Genomic DNA, 16,499 nt, shown 5'->3' with positions numbered 1-16,499 from the left:
AAATTTGCTTTATAAAATAAAACTATCAATGGATTTGAAGCAATGAGCTCACTAATATTTAATAATCAGTACCGTACAGAACCTTATAACCCTCCTGTGCAAGCGAAAAGCATAAGCCATCCTAAAGCGGCAACCGAATTGCCAGAAACGGCAATAAATAGCCAAGCTAATACTGTTAGCAGCCCTAAAAACCCTTCATATGGAAAAGACTTTTTAGAAAAAGCAAATGAAGCGCTTATTTATCAACGATTAGGTGTTGATAAAGATAAAATAGCTGAACTTAAGGCCGCGATTGAAAAGCTGACAGAAAAAATACAAGAGCAGGGAGGGGGGAATGACGAATTAGCAAAACAAATGGAATCGTTACAAAAAATGCTTGGACAAGAATATCAAAAAGGCCGTGAGTTACAATCTAAAACCCCGGATCACGATAAAGGTAAAATCATAAGCGCATTTGTATAAGTGGATTTTACAAATGTCGGGTAGAAGACATTGTTACGTTGTGTTAACTGCTAAAGTAAATAATAAGATAATTATATAAAGTAAAGAAAATGAAAACGCTGCAACAACAACTGGGCAATTATGGCTTATATCACCGTTCAAAACGCAATGTACTCACACACTTTTTTGGTATTCCACTCATTGTATACGCTGTATTGTGTTTATTAGCGCGTATTTATTTACCAGTTGCTGATCATGTTATCAATGGCGCTCATGTTTTTGTGTTAGTTACTGTGATTTATTATTTACTGCTTAATGTCTCACTAGGTTTGATAATGGCTATTATTTTAGTAGTAATGAGTATAGCGGCTGCGCCAATTGCTTCACTTAGTTTTACTAGCTGGTTAGCTGTTAGTATAGGTGTTTTTATTTTTGGCTGGGTTTTACAGTTTATTGGGCATTATTTTGAAGGTAAAAAACCAGCTTTTGTTGATGACTTAATCGGGCTTATCATTGGGCCATTATTTGTGCTTGTTGAGGCGCTTTTTTTACTCGGACTATATAAACAACTTGAGCAACAGATCACAGACATTGCGGGTCCTACAAAGCCTTAATAATAATCATAGGTAGAGCATGAACTTTAATAATAAAACGGTGTGGATCACCGGGGCATCATCAGGTATTGGTAAAGAGTTAGCGATACAGTTAGCACACTTAGGCGCTAATATTATTTTATCAGCCAGAAGTGCAGATAAACTAAATCAACTTTGTAGCGAGTTACCGGCTGGACAACACAAAGTAATACCTCTTGATTTATCACAACCTGAACGGGTACTTGAGTATGTTACAAATAGTATGGCTACGATTGGTAACGTTGATATTTTAATTAATAATGGTGGCGTGTCGCAGCGTAGTTTGTTTTTAGAAAATGACTTTATTGTGTATCGTCAACTTATGGAAGTTAACTATTTTGGTTTGATTGCGCTAACTAAAGCGGTATTACCGAGTATGGTTAAAAATGGCGGCGGCTGTGTAGTATCAATCAGTAGTGTCGCAGGTAAAGTTGGCTCTAAATTCAGAACCGGTTACTCAGGCTCTAAATATGCAGTTGTTGGTTTTATGGATTGTTTGCGAGCTGAAGTGGCCGATAAAAACATTCATTGTTTGACTATCTGCCCAGGCTCTATAAAAACGGCTATTGCTCATAATTCACTTAATGAACATGGTATTGCGCAAAATAAGGCTGAATACTCCATTGAAAATGGTATGGATGTAACGGCTGCTGTGAAGCAAATGGTCAGTGCAATAGCTAAACGTAAAGATGAAGTGGTGGTTGGCGAGGGGATCAGTGGCTGGGCTCCGACTATAAAACGTTTCTTTCCTAGTTTTTTTAATCGTATGACAGCGAAAAAGAATTATCGTTAAACAAACGATGAATAATACCGTGCTGGTATGCATTAACAACGGCTTTATAGTTTATAAATTAGCTATAAATTGATTTTATTGCTGTATTAGTAAACAGTTGTGCGTAGAACGATGGGTTAGAGTGTAGAAAAAACAGGCGATCGTTTATGATCTCGCTGGAATTTGTCTTTTATACTTGCACCGATAATTATATGCCCTTAAAGTAACTAAAATTATGTAAACGAGTGATGAATACTGTGGAACAAAAACAACTTAAAGAATTAACACCAGAAGAACAAGAACAAGCAAAGCAGCAAAGTATTGCATGGCAACGTGAGTGTTTTCAAAATGCACAAAAGCATTTAGCAGAAAAGGGCGTAATGCCAAAAACTTTGCTAGAAAAAGAAAGCCGCTTTATCGCTCCATTATGTGCCCTATGGAAGTTTAAAGGCCAAGACGGTAAAAGTTATTGGGTTATCACCGGTCGCTTACCAACTGATCATGCGTTAGCATCAGTTGCCGAAAATGCGCGTGATGCGCTGCGATATTTTTCTCTGCATTGGCAGTTAAAAGCAGACCAAATTATGCAAACCGGTGGACACGATAAAACTCAAGTTGATTTTGCTAACCTACTAATTAATCGTGCGCATGGTATTTATGAAATATATGAAAAGGAACAGCTGTGGGCAAACGAAGTTAATTAACCTGAAAGCTTATTCATAATTTTAACTTAAAGATTTTAATATAAAGATTTTAATATAAAGAACAGCTTTAAAATTTAAAAAAGCGAACGTGTTATGAGGAGTTACACATTAGTACGTTCGCTTTTTTTATGCCGATTGCATTAAATTGGTGGTTTTTAACTCGCTAGCATGGCCATTTTTAATAAATTTTTATCAATGCACCAGTGTAAATGGTTTCGTATTGAATTTATTAATGGGGCATTGCATACGAAGCCGTGGAATACCTGCTTCCATAAACACACAACCTTGTTGTTCAAAGCCATTACGTTTAAATCGTTCTACCTCATTTAAAATACAATTAATGCTGACGCAATCACAACCCTGCTGTTGTGCAAGCTCAACGATATAATTCAGCAATGAACGATAGACGGAGCGATTACGGTGCTCTGGCAACACCGCAATACGGCCAATAAGGCCATCGCTACATAATCGGCCTGTTGCAACTGGGCCTTGGCTGTCATCTGTTACCAGTATATGATGAGCATATCTATCTAGATTATCAAACTCGATATGTTTGGGAATATGTAGTTCACATACAAATACCCGCTCTCTGATCTGTTGTAGTAACTCCTTACCTATATCCCATTCTACCTTGTTGATATGATAGCCCATACAAACACACTCCTAGCAAAACCAAATCCCCTCATTAATTAGTGTAGTAAAGGTTTGTATGAAAACTAAACTATTTTTTGAACTATTTAGTTGCTCTGCTGTCACCATAGTATGGTCAGTGAGTAATTTAACCGCAGTTAAGTCACTAACAGGGAGCGGGTAGTTTTCACCATTTATGCTGAGAAGTATTTCATTTTCAAAAACTTGATACAATGCACGGGTGCCACCGAGGCGCTCAAAAATCACATCATCATCATTCAATAGCTCAGCTATTTGTTCACTATCAAATAAATCTTCTGGTGGCATTAAATCCATTTCATGCTTAGGTTGACTAAGTGTATTACCTAACCAAGATTTAAGTAATGCATCGTCATTTAGGGCCGCTTGCATTAATAGTTTAATGTTTTCGACTTCGCAAGCTTGGATCTCACCTTTAGAATCGCGCAGTGTTATTGCAGGGTCTTGATAACGGCTATTTCCCGCTTCTTTATCAATAATGTGATCAGCAAAGTTTGATAATAGATCGCGTTGATTTGGTGCACGAAATCCGATCGAGTAGTTTAATGCGTTTTCTACAGCATAACCTTCATGTGGACAGCCCGGCGGGATGTATAAAATATCGCCTGGTTCTAGGATGCAATCAATCACGGCTGGAAATTGTTCAACTTGTAATAAACTTTTATTTTGTGCAAATTGTTTTAGTTTATTATCTGGCATACCGACACGCCAATGACGCTTGCCTTCACCTTGAATAATAAATACGTCGTATTGATCTAAATGCGGACCGACTCCACCCCCAGGCGTTGAAAAGCTGATCATTAGGTCATCAATACGCCAATTAGGAATAAACCGAAATGGTTCCAGCAGCTGCGCAGCATTAGGATGCCAATGATCGACTGCTTGTACGAGTAGGGTAGAATGTTGCTCGGTTAGTAATTCAAAATCTTCAAATGGGCCATGATGCGCTTGCCAGTCATTATCATGATTAGTGATAATACGCGATTCAATGCTCTCTTCCATGGCAAGACCGGCAAGCTCATTAGCATCAAGCGGGTCGGCAAAGTCTGTAAACCCTTGCTTGATCAAGAGCGGTTTTTTTTGCCAATACTGTGTTAGAAAGTCTTGCTCGGATAAGTCGTTAATCGTTAATTGATACATGCTGCCCCCATTAAAATGAAAAAAGCGAAAGGCAAGAGCCTTTCGCTTTATAGTGTATATAAAATAAGTTGTCGCAGAAAGCTTAAACTAGGTTGTCGATAAACTCGACAGCACGACCAATATAGTTAGCCGGTGTTAGTTTTTTCATTTCTACTTTTGCTTCTTCCGGTAACTCTAAACCATCGATGAAGTCAGCCATGATCTCTTGATTTACACGTTTACCACGGGTTAAATCTTTTAGCTTTTCGTATGGTTTTTCGATACCGTATTTACGCATTACCGTCTGAATTGGCTCTGCTAGCAGTTCCCAGTTCTGATCTAACTCGTCAAGTAAACGTTGCTCGTTTACTTCTAACTTGCTTACACCTTTTAGGGTTGATTGGTATGCAATTAGCGCATAACCCATACCAACACCTAAGTTACGCAGTACTGTTGAGTCAGTAAGGTCACGTTGCCAGCGAGATACCGGCAGCTTTTGCGCTAGATGAGCGAAAATAGCATTTGCTAGGCCTAAGTTACCTTCTGAGTTTTCAAAATCAATCGGGTTAACTTTATGTGGCATAGTTGATGAACCAATTTCACCCGCAATGGTTTTTTGTTTAAAGTGATTTAGCGCTATATAGCCCCATGCATCACGGTCAAAATCTAATAAGATAGTGTTAAAGCGAGCAATCGCATCAAATAACTCGGCAATGTAGTCGTGCGGTTCAATTTGCGTTGTAAATGGGTTGAATGTTAACCCTAGGCTAGTTACAAATTGCTCAGCATGATTGTGCCAATCGTAATCAGGGTAGGCACTGAGGTGAGCATTGTAGTTACCTACTGCACCGTTGATTTTACCTAGCATTTCAACTTGTGCAATTTGGTCACGTTGACGCTTTAAACGCATATATACGTTGGCAAATTCTTTGCCCATAGTGGAAGGTGTTGCAGGTTGACCGTGTGTACGTGTCATCATTGGTACTGCTTTGTACTCAATGGCTTTTTCTTTAATTGCATTAAGTAGTTGATCACAGTAAGGAAGTAATACTTCGTTACGTGCTTCAGTGAGCATTAAACCGTGAGACAGGTTATTGATGTCTTCTGATGTACATGCAAAGTGAATAAATTCATTAATTGCATGTAACTCGGCGTTGTCAGCTACTTTTTCTTTTAATAAGTATTCAACGGCTTTAACATCGTGGTTTGTAGTACGCTCGATATCTTTTACACGTTGCGCATCGGCTTCGCTGAAGTTATCAACAATCGCGTTAAGTAAAGCATTGGCTTCGTCGCTAAATGCCGGTACTTCTTTGATCGCATCAGCTGCTGCAAGGGCTTGTAACCAACGAACTTCGACTGTTACACGGTATTTTATCAAGCCAAATTCGCTGAAAATACTGCGTAGTTCAGTGGTTTTGCTGCCGTAGCGACCATCCACCGGAGAGATAGCTGTTAACGCTGAAAGCTCCATAATAACTCCTAAATTTTAGTTTTGAACGATAATTAAATATGGTTTTTAGCAATGGCGATAATTCTTCTTTTCGCAAAGAAAAAGTGACGGCGTTTACCGCCCATTTGTCGCCATAATACTGCACTGCGAATACCTGCTAATAATAATGCACGTATTTTGTGTTGTACTAATTGCTGTTTTAGTAAGTCAGGCTTGCCATAAACCTGAATTCGGTGCCCTAGGGGGCTAAGCACCTTTGAATAAATATCGGCAAGAGCCGTAATAACAGTGTCATCAGTAATAGCAAAGTGATCAAGACGTCGCTTGATATCATCAATGCTTTTACCAAGCTCTGCTAAGCTACTTGCTTTTGCGCTCAGTGCACGCTCAAGTTGCATTAAACCGCCAACGTATTTGACGATTTCAACATCTTTCTTTTCACCTGCACTGAGTTGATCAAGTAAGATTTTATAACCATCTCTTAGATTCTCAGTGCCTTGATACACATCACTGGGTGAATCAGGGGAGGTTTGTACAATACTGGTTAATAGTTTTTCTAATTCGTAATCGTTGCTACTGCCGTACTGCGCTATTTTTTGAACTTGTTTAGCAACTTGGCACATGGCTGCTAATGCCATGACTTGGTGTTCATTCATTATTTGATCACCGAATCAATAATACCGCCACCTAAACATATTTCGTTGGCATAAAATACCGCAGATTGTCCTGGGGTTACTGCTTTTTGTGGTTCATCAAATAATACTCGGGCAAAACCATCATCGCCAACGAGCAGCGTACAGTTTAGGTCTTCTTGACGATAGCGAGTTTTTACCGTGCAGCGGGTGGTACCTTTTGGCCCAACACGATCAACCCAGTGTAATTGGTTGGCATTTAGTCCATTGCTGTAAAGACGCGGATGGTTTTTACCTTGACCAACAATCAATACGTTGCGTTCTAAGTCTTTATCTACTACATACCATGGTTCGCCAGAGCCTTCTTTCATGCCACCAATTAGCAAACCTTTACGTTGACCGAGAGTGTGATACATCAAGCCTTCGTGCTCACCAACGTTGTTACCGTCTGTGTCTTCAATAACACCCGGTTGTGCAGGTAAGAATTTTTGTAGGAAGTCTTTAAACTTACGCTCACCGATAAAGCAAATACCGGTACTGTCTTTTTTATCGTGGGTAATTAAGTCTTGTTCTTCAGCAATGCGGCGCACTTCAGGTTTGGCAATATCACCAACTGGGAACAGCGTTTGTGCAATATGTTCATGACTTAATGTGTATAAAAAGTAGCTTTGATCTTTGTTATCATCAAGACCACGACACATAACGTATTTATCATCGCGTAATTCACGGCGTACATAATGGCCCGTGGCTATAAAGTCAGCGCCAAGCGCCGTTGCTGCAAATTCTAAAAAAGCTTTGAATTTGATTTCTTTATTACACATGATGTCAGGATTTGGCGTACGGCCTGCTTTATATTCAGCAAGAAAGTACTCAAATACGTTATCCCAATATTCTGCGGCAAAATTAACTGTGTGTAGTTCAATCCCCAGCTTGTCACAGACTGCTTGCGCGTCTTTTAAATCGTCGGCAGCAGCGCAATATTCATCATTATCATCTTCTTCCCAGTTTTTCATAAACAGGCCTTCAACTTGATAGCCTTGTTGTTTTAATAAATAAGCTGATACAGAAGAATCAACACCGCCGGACATGCCAACGATGACTTTAATGTGACTATTTTCGCTCATGGATAATTTCGCTTATACAGGTTGCTGTCATTTACACTACTAGAGCTTATGCGAACAAAACAGGGTGATAAAAGCAACCTTGATTGACTACATAGGCTATGAAAGGCCGCGATTATAGCATGTAAATCGACGGCCAAGCCACCCAAAATATGAGTTTTGTCGTGGGGTTAAGTGTGTATAAAAATCTTTGCGTAATTGAGCATTAAGGATATACGGGGGGTTAAGGCTATAAGTTTAGCTTCTAAGCTTGATATGGCTGAGTTTAAGTTGCAAAGGCTCTTTCAGCGATAGTGAAACTTAAACTCATGTATATGTAAGTTGTTATTCTACACCAATAAACCCGCCGGTTTGGTGTGTCCACAACGCGGCATAAATACCATTTTGTGCCAGCAGTTCTTCATGGCTACCTAGCTCTACAATGCCGCCCTCATCAAGTACGATGAGCCGATCCATTTGTGCAATAGTGGATAGTCGATGCGCGATGGCAATGACGGTTTTACCGGTCATTAAATCATCAAGACTAGCTTGAATAGCCGCTTCAACTTCAGAATCGAGCGCGCTGGTGGCTTCATCTAAAATTAATATCGGGGCGTTTTTCAGCAGCACCCGAGCAATGGCGATACGTTGGCGTTGACCTCCAGAGAGTTTTACGCCGCGCTCACCCACTTGGGCTGCAAAACCTTTGTTGCCTTTGCTATCTTCAAGGTCATCAATAAACTCTAGCGCTTTGGCTTGTTTAGCCGCTTTCATCATTTCTTCATCGCTGGCATCTGGGCGGCCATAAAGGATATTTTCTTTGACTGTCCGATGCAGTAAAGAAGTATCTTGGGTAACCATCGCAATGTACTTACGCAGGCTTTCTTGACTCACTTTTGAGATATCTTGGCCGTCGATGTTGATACTACCGCTATCAATATCGTAAAAACGTAGCAACAAATTAACGAGTGTTGACTTACCAGCGCCAGAGCGACCAACAAGACCTATTTTCTCTCCGGCCTTGATGTTGAGATTTAAGCCATTGATAACAGCGCCTCGATTCGTTTCGTTTGCGGCTTTACCGTAGTTAAAATGCACATTATTAAAGTCAATTGCACCTGTGGTTACACTTAATGTGCTGGCATCAGGCAGATCATCGACTTCAATTGGGTTTGATAACGTTTTCATACCATCAGCGACAGTGCCGATGTTTTCAAACAAGCCACTAATTTCCCACATGATCCACTGTGCCATGCCATTTAAACGCAGTGCTAAGCTTACCGCAATTGCAATTGCGCCGGCACTAATGGCGCTCAGAGTCCATAAATACAAAGATAATGCCGCAACACTAAATACTAAAAAGTAGTTAAGCGTTTGAATGGCAAAATTTAAACTGGTAACTAAGCGCATTTGCTTATACACAGGTTGTAAAAATACATCCATGCTGTCTTTTGCGTACTGCTCTTCACGTTGGGTATATGAGAACAATTTAATAGTCGAAATATTAGTGTAACTGTCAACTATTCGGCCGGTCATCTCAGAGCGAGCGTCTGCTTGCGAGCTAGCCACTTTTTTGAGCTTAGGTACATAGTACATTTGGATCAAAATATACAGAGCTAACCATACAAGCAAAGGAAGCATTAAGCGCCAATCGGCTTCGGCTACTAAAAACACCATAGCGCCAAAATAAACCACGATATACATTAATACATCAAGTAGTTTCATCACGGTTTCACGCACCGCGAGGGATGTTTGCATTACTTTGGTGGCGATGCGCCCTGCAAATTCATTTTGGTAAAAGCTCACACTTTGGCGAAGCAAATAGCGATGTGCTAACCAACGAATTGACATCGGGTAATTACCTAACAAGGCTTGGTGCAATATCGCAGAATGAAAAAACACCACGATAGGTAGGACAACAAGTAGCACTATCGCCATTTTTATGAGTTCAGATTTTTGCTCAACAAATAATGTTTCAGGGGTGTAGATACTTAGCCAATCAACAAGCTGGCCCATATAGCTAAACAGTGATACTTCTAAAATCGCGAGCAATGCTGCGCTTAGCGACATAAAAAATAGCGAGACTTCCATACCTTTAGTGTAGTGACGACAAAATGCAAATAGCGTCGCAGGAGGCTGGGTAGGCTTTTGTTCGGGAAACGGCTTGATCATCCGCTCAAATAATCGATACATTTTAATATCTTGAATAGCAAAAATGGCGTTAACTATATCACTGAAAAGCGACAAAAACAGGTTTGCATAATGATCTTTTTGCTTGTTTGTCGGTTATTACAAAACAACAGTGACTACCATTTTATTTTGCCAATCAGCATATCTTTAAACATCACCCAGTCTGCCCATAAGCTATAAAATGGGTATTTGAAGGTAGCAGGGCGGTTTTTCTCAAAGAAGAAATGACCAACCCAGGCAAAACCATAACCAATAATGGGTAGCAACCACAACAGCATAAATTGTTGGCTATACAGCACATACAAAACGATTATAAGCACCAAGGAGCTACCAAAAAAATGTAACCGTTTGCAGGTAATATTTTTATGTTCTTGTAAGTAGTATGGGTAAAACTTTTTAAAGCTAGTAAATTCTGGTGTACTTTTCATATCACATATCTTGTTAATGCTAGCTATTACTTGAAAAAAGGCGTTGGTGTGTTTTAAACGCATACTCGTCAGTCATGCCACTTAAATAATCACAAATTACTCTGTGTGTATTACCATTTTGTTGTTGTGCTAGGCGAAACACATTTGCTGTGGTTTCAGGTAAAAGTCGTAATGGTTCGCAGGCAAATGCTTCAAATAATTCAATAATTAATTTTTGTCCTTTAAACTCAATTTGCTGCATATGTGAAGCACGAATGAGTCGTTGATAAATAAATGACTTTAAAGTCTCAAGTAAATGCTGATAACAGTGTGGTAGTTCAACGGTGTAATTTAAAATTGGATTTTCAAACTCAAGTTCTGTGTGCACAATGGATGATTGAGTAATAAATAAGTTTACTAATTCCCCAATCACATCTTTACGTTGTGCTTCGCTACCTAAAAATAGCCGCTCGGTTAAGTTACTGTCGCCAAGCCACTCACATTGCACAAGCTCAAGTGCGGGTAAGGCATGATTTTGCCACTCTTTTAGGGTGATTTGCTCTGTTGCAATTGCGTCTTCAAGGTCATGTACTGCATAAGCAATATCGTCGGCAAGTTCCATAATTGCTGCATCAAGGGATTTAAAACTGGTTTTAGATCTAAACTCATCGACGGCCTTAAAATCGCCTAAGCGTTGTTTATCAGCGTCAGATAAAGGCGCTACAATCCAGTCAAAGGTCGCTTTATCATCCTTGTATAAACCCTTTGCTGGGCGCCAGTCGTCAGCTTTTATAAATGCACGTTGCGGATCATGATGTGGGATGGTGTGCCATAAGTCATCAATAAAAGCCGGGTATTTTATAAAGCCAAGCAAAGTACGGCGGGTTAAGTTCATACCATGACCATCACTGTATGGTTCGAGTCTTGAAACAATGCGCAGTGTTTGTGCATTGCCTTCAAAACCACCATGTTCACGCATCATGTAGTTAAGGGCAATTTCACCGCCATGGCCATAAGGAGGATGGCCTATATCATGCGCCAAACAAAGCGTCTCAAGCAAACTAGGGTCGGGAAAATGTGTGAAGTCAGGGTGTTGTTTCTCTAAATGACGAAGTAAACCACTGCCAATTTGCGATACCTCTAAAGAATGAGTTAATCGTGTACGATGAAAATCATTTAGGCCAATTCCCATTATCTGAGTTTTAGCTTGCAAACGTCTAAATGCAGCTGCATGGATTATCCGGGAGCGGTCTACTTGCCACGCTGAGCGATTGTCATTAGGGCGAAACTTGTTTTGATTTATTATGCGGCTTTGCCAGTCTAATTCCATTAATGAGTATCCGGTAACTTTTTTAGCGTTTCTATGCGCTTAATTGTAGCTGATTTTTTTAGATTATAAATCCTTCCAATGGGTATATTCGCCTTTATTGAAGGGCTTAGGTATAATGAATGGTCAGATGCGTGTGGATATACCATGCATAAATGTTAGTTTCTTTGAGAGAATACATGCTTAAGTATCTTTTTCGTTTAATCGTTAGCCTATTTTTTATTTGGGCATTGAGTTACCCATTTATAGAAAAATCGGATCCAGTTATTGAGGACGAAACAACCTCAATCAAGCCACCAGTCAAAAAGAAAGAAAAGCCATTACATAATGTTAAACTTCCTGACTTTGATGGTTTTAGTGATGTAAAAGAAAAAAAACATGCTTTTTTTAACTTTATTCGGCCGCATGTTGAGGCTGAAAATAAAAAAATTCTGCAGCAGCGGGCAACGTTGGAGATTGCATTGATGATGATGCAATACGATGAGCCATTAAGTCGCACGCAAACCAAGCAAGTTAAAACGATTTTAAATAGCTATAAATTACCAGAAACGATTGATAGTTTGTCTTTGCGTAAGGCATTAAGCCGAGTTGATATTATTCCTAAAGAGTTAGCGCTGATGCAAGCGGCCAACGAATCAGCATGGGGGACGTCTCGATTTGCTCGAATAGGTTTAAACTTTTTTGGTCAGTGGTGTTATAGCAAGGGCTGCGGTATGGTGCCTAATCGTCGTAATACCGGTGCAGATCATGAGGTGGCGGCATTTAAATCTGTGCGCGCAGCCGTGACTTCTTATTTTAAGAATATTAATACTCATGCTGCCTATAAACATTTACGTAGTATCCGCGCCGATTTACGTTTACAAGAAAAGCCAATTTCAGCGACTAAACTAAGCTACGGATTAACCTCATACTCTGAGCGTGGTGAGGCGTATATCGAAGAATTAAATCAAATGATCAACCAAAATAGAGCCTACTTTGATGAATAACCCAGTACGTAGTATCAGTCATATTATGGCAGCTGCCGCTGTACTAATAGCAACATTTACTGTGCAAGCAAAAGAGTTTGTGGTCTCCTATGATGGCTTTTATGATCGTTTAAAAGTCGTCAATAAAGGTGATTTTCAATTTGCTCAGGTCAATTTTTATATCACCGACATTGCTAGTAATGATGAATGTTTAATTAAAACCGGGCGCATTATTACTGAGCGAGAGGAGTTTCCACTTAATTATACTGAGCAGGCTCAGCTTTTACTTCCTTTTGATAAACAACTTGATACAAATAAAGCTGTGGTGGTTATCGAGCCTCAGAACGAAAATCACGATTGCCAGTTAAAACTGCAAATTGAAGCGCGTGAGTTTAATAATAGTAATTTGAATAAACACCAGTTGTATCAGCTTAATAATGAGTTTGATGAATTATTATCGGATCTGTCGGGTTTTTTTGTTAGCAAACTGATGAGCTTTTTATTGCCTGAACAACAAGGTGTAGTGCTGACTTTTGCAGATCCAGTCACTATTGCCGATCCTGCTTTTGATTGCCAAGGGGCAATTTGTCATGTCAGAGTTACTGAGCAGTGGGAAGACGATAAAACAGCATTTGCTGTGTCAGTGCCATTACTAAAAGTAACGCCATGGATTGCTAAGTAGTAAAAAACAGTTCAGCAAGCGTTGTTAACAGCAGCGCTTGATTTATGTTATTACTAATCAATGCCTATGAATAACCTTGTTTTTAGGCAATTAAGTTACACGCAGCCCAAAGCACGTTAAAATACAGTCATTATAGATTTAAAATAATTCCTTAGATATGAATAAAACCCATGTGATTGAATGCCTGCGTTTTGCTTTAGAAGCGCAACTTACTACCGCGCAGGCTGCTGCAAAGACAGCCCATGACACCGCCACTCATGAAGAAAACATTGCTGAAAATAAATACGATACATTAGGCCTAGAAGCTGCCTATTTGGCACAAGGGCAAGCACAGCGTGTGAATGACTGCCATTTGAGTATTATCGAGTTTGAAAAGGCATTTAAAATCGCTGTATCAAGTAAAGTTACCATTGGTTCGCTGGTCTGTATCTGCGATGAAGACGAAAATCTAAAATGGTATTTTTTAGGACCACTTTCTGGTGGTTTAAGCATTAAAATAAAAGACACCACAGTGTATGTTCTCACACCACTGTCGCCATTAGGTCAATTACTGATGGATAAGCAACAAGGTGATGAGTTTAGTTTTACAATAGCAAATAAATCCACGTTATTAGAAATTGTTTCAATAAGTTAGTGGTGCTGAAAGGCGCTTTAACCAGCTTTATTAGACCTTACTGTGGTTGATTAAATTTACTTATCTTAACGCTAAAAATTACTCGTTGGTAAGGTAGCGAAAAACCCTTTATAAATCACCTGTAGATTAAGCAGTAGCTGAATCTAAAGCACCCATCCTGTTAAGTACACCAGTAGCACAACAATGACTTAGCAGTATGGGTGTTTCTATTTACATTCACTCTTATATTTGTATTTTGACTTATTTTAGGAAAAGTCGTGTTTAAAACCTTGATTGTGGTTGATAACAACGAGCAGGCACTTGCTCATTCATTCGAAAACGTAATTACCTTCAACACTTACTTACGAGATTACCCAAAGCATAATGAGCCAAAAACGCGCATTATTAATCTATGCGACTCAAGCCAATACTTGAGTAAAGGCTATTATTGCTCATTACTTGCTGAGGCACGTAAACATCAGGTATTACCAAGTGTAAAAACGATTAATGCGCTACGTAGTGGCCAAACTTTAATGCTTAATGTTGGTCATCTTGATGATGCCTTATATTTTGGGCACGCAGTAAATGAATTACAAAACAAAGCGGCAAAAATGGTATTTAAACAATATCCAGCGCCTATTTTATTTGTAGATGAAGCTGGGCTGTTACAGCAAGGTTCATTGGCGTCGCTTAATGCTCAGCAGCATCAAGACTTTGTTGCTAAATTAACTGAGTTTACGCAAACACAGTGGCGTATAAGCAGTACGCAAAAACGTTACCGCTGGGATATGGCTATTTTAGTTGATCACAATGAAAAAGTACCACCAAGCGATAAAGATGCTATAGCCCGTTTTATTAAAGCGGCAGCTAAACATGGTATCTATGCTCAAGCGCTAAGCTTTGACGAAATAGATAATATCGCTCAGTTTGATGCGCTATTTATTCGCCAAACAACTGCAATTGACCACCCAACTTATCGTCTGGCAAGTAAGGCGCAGAGCCTAGGATTAGTGGTGATTGATGATGCTGAGTCTATTTTACGCTGTTGTAATAAAGTGTATTTGCATGATGCGTTTAATTATCAAAAAGTACCGAGCTTAAAAACCGTAGTAGTAGCTGATCAAAGTGATGAAACCATCAGTCAGCTTGAAGAGGCATTTACTTATCCATTAGTGCTTAAAATGCCGGAAGGGTCGTTTTCAAAAGGTGTCTACAAAGTAACTGATCGCAATGAGCTGGCAGCAAAATTGGCTGAGCTATTTGAATTTAGCGCTTTAGTTCTAGCCCAAGAATATATGTACACAGAATACGATTGGCGAGTAGGGGTACTAAATGGTCGTGCTATCTATGCATGTCGTTATTTAATGGCTCGCAATCATTGGCAAATTTATAATCATGATGCAAAACGGTTTTTCTCTGGTGGTTTTGAAACACTGCCTACTTTTGAGTTGCCAAAAGCAGTTTTAGATGCGGCATTAAAAGCATGTAAAACTGTCGGTAAAGGACTCTATGGTGTGGATGTTAAAGAACACCAAGGCCGTGCATATGTGCTTGAAGTAAACGATAACCCAAGTATTGACCATAAAGTAGAAGATGGTTACTTAGGTGATGAACTTTATATGATCATTATGGAAGAATTTAAACAACGCCTCGAAGCACGAGGCCGGAGTTAATGACCGAGCATAGTGTGGCAGTTCGCGCTGCCACAGACAGCGATTTAAAAGCGTTACTTGAGATAGAGCAGCAAAGTTTTAATCAAGATAGATTGAGTGCGCGTAGCTTGAAGCGCTGGATTGCAGCCAAACATGGTATTTTAATGGTTGCAGAGTTAGATCAACAGATACTCGGCTATGGCTTAGTGTGGTGTCATAAAGGCACTCGTTTAGCACGTTTATATTCGCTAGCAGTTGCACCAAATGCACAAGGCAAAGGCATTGCTCAGCAGCTTTTGAAAGCACTAGAAAGAGCAACGGCTGAACGCGGGCGGTTATTTATGCGTCTTGAAGTGGCGGTAAATAATAAAGCTGCAATCGCACTTTATGAAAAGCTTGGCTATCGGGTATTTGGGCAATACAGTGACTATTATGATGATCATAGCGATGCCTTGCGGATGCAAAAAAACATTCGTAAAACTAATGAGCTTGAGTTTTCGCGTGTAACGCCTTGGTATCAGCAAACAACCGAATTTACTTGCGGGCCAGCGGCATTATTAATGGCAATGTCATCAATAAAAAAAGCGATTATTTCACAAGTGAATGAGCTTGATATTTGGCGTGAAGCAACCACTATTTTTATGACCTCTGGTCATGGTGGTTGTCATCCATTAGGACTTGCTTTAGCTGCCAATAAACGCGGTTTTACAGCCGATGTGATTATTAATACACGTGATACATTGTTTGTTGATGGCGTAAGAAGTGATAAGAAGAAAGCAATTTTACACACGGTTCATAATCAATTTGTGGTTGAGGCAATTAATCACAAACTAGATGTGAAGTATCAAGACTTAACCCTTGAGCACATAGAGCGCTGGTTAGCAGCCAAAATGGCCGTGGTGCTATTGATCAGTACGTATCGCTTTGATGGTAAAAAGTCACCGCATTGGGTGTGTGTAACGCATTTAGATGAGCATTGTCTATATGTTCATGACCCTTTTTGTGAAAGCGATAAACAGCTGGCGATTGATTGTCAACACGTACCAATCGCTAAGAGTGACTTTTTAAAAATGGCCAGTTTCGGTAGTTCTCGTTTGAGTACGGCACTGGCTATACACATGCAGTAATTTTAGGATTTTGA

Annotated in this window: 17 protein-coding genes; 9 read left to right on the top strand and 8 right to left on the bottom strand. The window is 39.7% G+C overall.

Annotated elements, in window-relative coordinates:
- Positions 1-42: 42 nt before the first annotated feature.
- From PSR9079_RS17010 to PSR9079_RS16995, 4 genes are all read left to right on the top strand, one after another.
- Positions 43-462 carry a hypothetical protein gene (locus PSR9079_RS17010; protein WP_149982539.1) on the top strand — a complete coding sequence of 140 codons (420 nt, stop codon included), beginning with the start codon at positions 43-45 and terminating at the stop codon, positions 460-462.
- An 89-nt stretch (positions 463-551) separates the two neighbouring features.
- A complete protein-coding gene (locus PSR9079_RS17005; RefSeq protein ID WP_149982538.1) occupies positions 552-1,055 on the top strand; it encodes an Mpo1 family 2-hydroxy fatty acid dioxygenase in 504 nt (167 codons plus the stop codon).
- Positions 1,056-1,074: 19 nt separating this feature from the next.
- Positions 1,075-1,866, top strand: coding sequence for an SDR family oxidoreductase (locus tag PSR9079_RS17000; RefSeq protein WP_149982537.1), 792 nt, complete (start codon positions 1,075-1,077; stop codon positions 1,864-1,866).
- 227 nt (positions 1,867-2,093) lie between these two features.
- Positions 2,094-2,549 carry a DUF4826 family protein gene (locus PSR9079_RS16995; protein ID WP_425468867.1) on the top strand — a complete coding sequence of 152 codons (456 nt, stop codon included), beginning with the start codon at positions 2,094-2,096 and terminating at the stop codon, positions 2,547-2,549.
- Positions 2,550-2,741: 192 nt separating this feature from the next.
- On the opposite strand, the gene PSR9079_RS16990 is transcribed toward PSR9079_RS16995, so the two are convergent.
- The 8 genes from PSR9079_RS16990 to PSR9079_RS16955 all read right to left on the bottom strand — a co-directional run bounded on the left by PSR9079_RS16990 (position 2,742) and on the right by PSR9079_RS16955 (position 11,449).
- On the bottom strand, positions 2,742-3,200 hold the full coding sequence (locus tag PSR9079_RS16990; protein ID WP_145233126.1) for a GNAT family N-acetyltransferase: 459 nt from the start codon (positions 3,198-3,200) through the stop codon (positions 2,742-2,744).
- A gap of 12 nt (positions 3,201-3,212) precedes the next feature.
- Positions 3,213-4,358 (bottom strand): ribosomal protein uL16 3-hydroxylase, encoded by a 1,146-nt coding sequence (locus PSR9079_RS16985; protein WP_149982536.1) that lies wholly within the window; start codon positions 4,356-4,358, stop codon positions 3,213-3,215.
- Positions 4,359-4,440: 82 nt separating this feature from the next.
- The gene (gene purB, locus PSR9079_RS16980) at positions 4,441-5,811 is read right to left on the bottom strand and encodes an adenylosuccinate lyase (protein WP_145233128.1); all 1,371 of its coding nucleotides are present in this window, start codon (positions 5,809-5,811) and stop codon (positions 4,441-4,443) included.
- Positions 5,812-5,843: 32 nt separating this feature from the next.
- Positions 5,844-6,446: a high frequency lysogenization protein HflD gene (gene hflD, locus PSR9079_RS16975; protein ID WP_149982535.1), complete on the bottom strand. Its 603-nt coding sequence runs from the start codon at positions 6,444-6,446 to the stop codon at positions 5,844-5,846.
- On the bottom strand, positions 6,446-7,546 hold the full coding sequence (gene mnmA / locus PSR9079_RS16970; RefSeq protein WP_149982534.1) for a tRNA 2-thiouridine(34) synthase MnmA: 1,101 nt from the start codon (positions 7,544-7,546) through the stop codon (positions 6,446-6,448). Before mnmA ends, hflD begins: the two co-directional genes overlap by 1 nt.
- A gap of 321 nt (positions 7,547-7,867) precedes the next feature.
- Complete coding sequence (locus PSR9079_RS16965) at positions 7,868-9,715, bottom strand: ABC transporter ATP-binding protein (protein WP_145233131.1); 1,848 nt, start codon at positions 9,713-9,715, stop codon at positions 7,868-7,870.
- A 113-nt stretch (positions 9,716-9,828) separates the two neighbouring features.
- Positions 9,829-10,140, bottom strand: a complete 312-nt coding sequence (locus tag PSR9079_RS16960; RefSeq protein ID WP_149982533.1) for an Mpo1-like protein — start codon at positions 10,138-10,140, stop codon at positions 9,829-9,831.
- Between the two features lie 19 nt (positions 10,141-10,159).
- The gene (locus PSR9079_RS16955; RefSeq protein WP_149982532.1) at positions 10,160-11,449 is read right to left on the bottom strand and encodes an anti-phage deoxyguanosine triphosphatase; all 1,290 of its coding nucleotides are present in this window, start codon (positions 11,447-11,449) and stop codon (positions 10,160-10,162) included.
- Between the two features lie 176 nt (positions 11,450-11,625).
- On the opposite strand from PSR9079_RS16955, the gene PSR9079_RS16950 reads away from it, so the two are divergent.
- The 5 genes from PSR9079_RS16950 (at position 11,626) to rimI (ending at position 16,485) form a co-directional block, all read left to right on the top strand.
- Positions 11,626-12,432: a glucosaminidase domain-containing protein gene (locus tag PSR9079_RS16950; protein WP_149982531.1), complete on the top strand. Its 807-nt coding sequence runs from the start codon at positions 11,626-11,628 to the stop codon at positions 12,430-12,432.
- On the top strand, positions 12,425-13,093 hold the full coding sequence (locus tag PSR9079_RS16945; protein WP_149982530.1) for a DUF2987 domain-containing protein: 669 nt from the start codon (positions 12,425-12,427) through the stop codon (positions 13,091-13,093). Before PSR9079_RS16950 ends, PSR9079_RS16945 begins: the two co-directional genes overlap by 8 nt.
- 157 nt (positions 13,094-13,250) lie before the next feature.
- A complete protein-coding gene (locus tag PSR9079_RS16940; RefSeq protein WP_149982529.1) occupies positions 13,251-13,727 on the top strand; it encodes a GreA/GreB family elongation factor in 477 nt (158 codons plus the stop codon).
- Between the two features lie 257 nt (positions 13,728-13,984).
- On the top strand, positions 13,985-15,379 hold the full coding sequence (locus tag PSR9079_RS16935) for a RimK family protein (RefSeq protein ID WP_149982528.1): 1,395 nt from the start codon (positions 13,985-13,987) through the stop codon (positions 15,377-15,379).
- The gene (gene rimI / locus PSR9079_RS16930) at positions 15,379-16,485 is read left to right on the top strand and encodes a ribosomal protein S18-alanine N-acetyltransferase (RefSeq protein WP_149982527.1); all 1,107 of its coding nucleotides are present in this window, start codon (positions 15,379-15,381) and stop codon (positions 16,483-16,485) included. Before PSR9079_RS16935 ends, rimI begins: the two co-directional genes overlap by 1 nt.
- The last annotated feature ends 14 nt before the right edge of the window (positions 16,486-16,499 follow it).

Source organism: Pseudoalteromonas rhizosphaerae (assembly GCF_902498845.1).
GTDB classification, from domain to species: domain Bacteria; phylum Pseudomonadota; class Gammaproteobacteria; order Enterobacterales; family Alteromonadaceae; genus Pseudoalteromonas; species Pseudoalteromonas rhizosphaerae.
Note: the sequence above shows the minus strand (reverse complement) of the source record. Positions and strands in the feature narration are given on the sequence as shown.